Consider the following 4653-nt stretch of genomic DNA (forward strand, 5'->3'; position numbering starts at 1 on the left):
TGAGATGACATACTTACAGTGTCAAGGTTAATCAGAAAAACCCCACTGCAGAAAAACCCACCCAGTGGCACGAACTCCGTCTGGTAATCAACAATATATGGAAAAAGAGGCTTAAAGTGCATATCGAGAGAGGAGACTTTTGCAGATGGGGCCCTTCTGATGAGTTACGTCGCATGACACATTGATCGTTTACTCACAAACTTCTTCCTCTTCATCCTCACCCAAGGGAATCAGTCGTTGTTCTACTTCAGCGGGAGAAATGATCTGATCCACCAAATAGATCGAACGAACAGTGCCCGGATTGGGCTCTTCCCACGTCCACTTCAGCCATTCTGCAGTTTCAGTAGGAATGTCTCCTCGAACAAAGGGCGAACGAAAGACTCTTTGGGGATTCCAAGGAAAGATTCCCGTGGTTCTCCATGCAAGAGCGATGGTCTTTCTATCAGTCGCCACGTCAACAGCGTCAGCTGCAGCGACCAGCATGGCGTGCATCTTTGCGCGGCGTCCCACTGCACTCATGATGGGGCCCTGCGCTTTCCTGCATTCTCTCTTGAACGCCAGAAAAACACCATTGTCGAGGGGTTGAGTCACATGACTCGTGTGTGGCGGCAAAACCAATGATCGAACCCCGCCTTGTTTCAACAAGCGCTGCGTGTCCCAACAAGTATGGGAGCACAAACCATCAAAGATCAACAGCGGGCGCATTCCCCGATCCTTTTCACTTTCTCCATCAGAAATCGGAGTTAGTGGGGAAAAATGCAGTCGATACCACTTCTCTTTCACTTGGGGCAGGAAGTCCGCCAACAACCACTGTCGAAACATCTGGCCATTCATCCACCCTCGACTGGCGGCAGAACCACACCACCAAAACCGAGAACGAAGGACTGCAGGAATCGATCGCAGATTGTCCACTGGCAAGCACACTACAGGCTTCATCGCGGTCCCATCAGCACAAATTGTGGCTCCAAGAGAGATGTGCAGTGCTTCGTGCACATCTCTTCGGACGATACCACTGGCGCTTTCTCTTGGCGCCACAACGCGGAAGCGATTCTGCTTGAACTCTAAGGTAGTTTCGTAGAAATTGAACATGAGCCGACAATCCACCCGCTTGACCGCTGTCCAAAGTTCTTTGAAGTAGGAGACTATAACATCCATCGTCGTCTCCCTTGTACGCATATGTTCCACTGGAATGGCCGGAACAATGTGCAAGGCCGGGGTCCTCTCAACCAAATTGTGCGCGAACTGACGAGAGACCTCTTCCCCGGGTTCCCTCCTTTGGAGAAGAGTGTTCGCCTAAGAAATGAATACATCATTGCGCAAAGAGCAAAAACATACGACTTGCTCAAGTTCGCGAGGGGAAACAGCGTCGTGCTGGCGATGCCGCTGTTGAGCGAAATCGATCACGTCTCTCTCCTCCGGTGAAAGAAGAAGACGTGGGCGTCCCCTCAATCCTATTCTTCTCCCCTTTCCCAACGTCTTCAGAGCGTTTGAAACTCTTTTTCGATCCAGACGGAAAAAAGAAGAAACACTGGAGATCGAAAATCCGCACTCCACTGCCAGATGGGCAGCTTTCTCCAGATCATTCCACTGACTTCTCCGAAATTCTGCCGTTGCAAGTATGTGCTGAATTGCAGTTATAGATGTCCGGCGACCAGATCTTGAACGAGAAACAGACGATGACATCAAGAATCAATTCCGTTGCAAAACCTTCGAAAGCCCCGTTATTCCTCCAAGAACTAGCGTCCCCCAACTGCATCTCCTTCCATCGCACATGACCCACAAAACAAAAGTGGGTTGGTCGTATTCACAGAAAAGCGCGGGGCACGGACAGCGCAAATTCTGCCTACCTTACTGGGGTTCTCATGGGGGGGTTTTTGCATAGGGGCGACAGAGAATGTAGGGGAACGCCAAACCAAAAAGTCCCCCAAGTGCACTTTTGCTCTCAGCCAATCAGAGAAGAGAACAAGGACACGTCAACTGCGGAGCTGTCAACGACAGAACAATGGTGTGTATTGTGTGCAGTCGATGTTTCCTGCAACCAAATTGTGAATGTGGTTGCGTTTTCCCTATTCTTCTTGTTATCGCCTTTTGAAGTGATGCCCTTGGTGACCTCTGAAGTCACTGCGAACCATTCTCTCTTTTGTCTTTTTTTGGGTGACCGCGTCTTGATCGCGAATCCCATATTTTGCTTTTACTTCCTTTAATCTTCACTGTCTTTCACGGCGGGAGTGTGGACCCCTCCTTGAAATTGTCCATTTACTTCTTCTCTGTTCCTTACTTCATCCCGCTTCGTGACTCCCTTCGCATCCTATGGTTTCAAAGGTGCGAAGAGGTCTTTGTGGTTCTTGTGGTCGAACTTCTGCTCGATACTTTGCTCGAGCGATGAGCAAAGTGTATGTGAGCATTGACCACCATCAGGCCGTTTGGACTGATGACTCGGGCACCGAGCGAGTATTTCTCTGTTCCGCTTGCTATGACCGCAATAACATTCCGGTCACGAAAGACGGCGTTTCCAAGACAGTTCGTGTCCTTGCGTCTCTGAATCTGCGAAGAAGTCAGATTCGTGGACTGTCACATTTGTTTCCTGGAATGATACCGCCGGAACGAGAAATATTCACTGTGAGAGAAGCTATGTGTCGTGATTTTCGTTCTTCTGTGATCATGTTTCCACCACAAGAGCTGGACGGATTCATGAGGGACGCTAATGTTCTGATTGGACATGTTGTCGAAGAACATGCACGACAGCTTCTCGAGGGAGCGAAAAAAGAGAACGTGTCCCGGGTGCAACAGGCACCAATTGGCAATCGCGTCGTTGTACAGACAGTTGTTCGTCTGTCTATCAATAATGGCGTTCGACTGTCACTAGGATGTTCTGTCGTTCTTGGCTTTCTGTCTTTTCCTTACATTGATGGGCCACAGAAGCACCATAATCATTTGCTTCTCCTGGAATACAATGGAAAAGACACACTAATTGAGCTGCGCTCCCTCTTCCGAATTCTCTCCTCGTCAATGAAGCCATCATACACCGTTAGCCACAAGATCGGTGAAAAGGATGTACGTTTTGACTTGGAATTGATTCTCGGAGGCGATCTCTCCTTCCTCACGAAGTTCCTCGCTCCGGACAAGCGGATCCAACATTGCCCATACTGTTCCGTTTGTCGTGTAAACCGAAGAACGGTTTCGATGAAAGAGGAGCTGTCTCATGAAATGATTGAGACGTGTCACTATGACGAAAACAGTGACTGGCTTATGGATCGCGTCCCGCGAGTGATCTGCACACTCCACCTGCGCACAAGACTTTCCGAATGGTTTTGTGGGCTAATACGGAGTGTCACAGTTTACTTTCGAGGAAGCAGAGCTGCGGCGGTCCGAGAGTTCCAGAAGCGACATATCCATGGAGAAGACACCTTCTCTATGACAGGATCTGTTGCACGGAACATTCTCGATGACGATGACATTCTTGAGGCGATCTTCTCCCCGAATCATCAGGAAGGACCAGTGCGACAGCTGTCTTCAGTACAAACTCTCCTCAGAAAGATCCTTGAAACGATCCGGAAGAGGGATGTTATGAATGATGTCGTTCCCTGTCGTGATGATAAGAAGGAAAAAATCACGGGAAAGCTCAAGAGGTACATCTCCATGCTCAAGAGAACAGTTCTGATCCTCCTCGATCGAAAGGACTGTGAGCATCTTCCAGATTACCTCCATATCGTCGTGTACCATATCGTGGATCTCCTCGAGAAGCATGGAGAACTCACATGCTTCAACCAACAAGGTGCTGAGGGGATGAACGATGAGTTCCGACGATTCTGGAAGACAACTTCTTTTGGCATGCGAGGCCCGCGTCGAATGCTCTGGAGCGGAGATGGGAAGACACTTCATGACATCACAGTGACTTCATCAAAGACGTCTCAGCTCATAGATGCTGCTGCCTTTCTCTGCTGTGCCCAGAGCGCGGGTATGTCTCTTTCTCACGGAACGGACGACGGATGACCTCCACCTTCTTCTTCACAATAAAAAACATTCTTCGTGATTCTCTAGGTATCACAATCACTTTCATTCACAAAGCTCCTTCTCATCTTGTAGTCAGACTTCTCCCATCTCGGACAATTTCGGTCCGTCTACGCTGCTCCAACTTCACCGAATCAAACGACAAGGAAATACAATCCAGTACAAAAAAACCCAGGAACCTCAAATACGTCAAAGGGAGCTCTTGCCTACTGGATAGAATCCAGAGGCATTCTATGACATTCTCAGGACATTCTCCCAACACAAAAGTTGATCCCAGTGCAGTGAATCACTTCAAAGGATCAAGCTGAAACTGTGAACATGTTCAGAGGAAGGAACAACGGACACAAAATGCGAGGAACCGAAAGTCTTGAATGAATATTTGAGAAACTTACTGGGGTGAAAGAAAGCAAAATTGCGTGGGGTGACAGTTTTCCGTGATCAGGTGAAATTCTGTTCGTTGTTTCGAATGTGAAGGGACTGCGTCATCTAAGCCCAAAAAGAATTCGGGAGAGAATGTATGGTGTCGCCACTATGACTTCTTCTGAACTGCAACAGACTCCTTTTCGCGACAAAATGACTTCGCATGAAATGCAGAATGATTTCTTCACTCCATTAGTGTCAAATATACAAAGACAGTTTCAA

At 48.3% G+C, this 4653-nt stretch carries 3 protein-coding genes; 1 reads left to right on the forward strand and 2 read right to left on the reverse strand.

The features are described from left to right. Nucleotides 1-189: 189 nt before the first annotated feature. Nucleotides 190-1155: a hypothetical protein gene (locus KKA81_16940; protein MBU2652614.1), complete on the reverse strand. Its 966-nt coding sequence runs from the start codon at nt 1153-1155 to the stop codon at nt 190-192. Between the two features lie 1863 nt (nt 1156-3018). Next, nucleotides 3019-3204 carry a hypothetical protein gene (locus KKA81_16945; GenBank protein MBU2652615.1) on the reverse strand — a complete coding sequence of 62 codons (186 nt, stop codon included), beginning with the start codon at nt 3202-3204 and terminating at the stop codon, nt 3019-3021. A 210-nt stretch (nt 3205-3414) separates the two neighbouring features. Here KKA81_16945 and KKA81_16950 point away from each other — a divergent pair, with 210 nt between their 5' ends. After that, entirely contained in the window at nt 3415-3993 is a 579-nt protein-coding gene (locus KKA81_16950; GenBank protein ID MBU2652616.1) for a hypothetical protein, read from the forward strand. The last annotated feature ends 660 nt before the right edge of the window (nt 3994-4653 follow it).

This window comes from Bacteroidota bacterium, from assembly GCA_018831055.1.
Lineage (GTDB): Bacteria > Bacteroidota > Bacteroidia > Bacteroidales > B18-G4 > M55B132.

Coding starts and splice junctions, on each gene's coding strand:
- KKA81_16940 (MBU2652614.1), bottom strand. CDS start 1,155: ATGGATGTTATAGTCTCCTACTTCAAAGAACTTTGGACAGCGGTCAAG.
- KKA81_16945 (MBU2652615.1), bottom strand. CDS start 3,204: ATGAGACAGCTCCTCTTTCATCGAAACCGTTCTTCGGTTTACACGACA.
- KKA81_16950 (MBU2652616.1), top strand. CDS start 3,415: ATGACAGGATCTGTTGCACGGAACATTCTCGATGACGATGACATTCTT.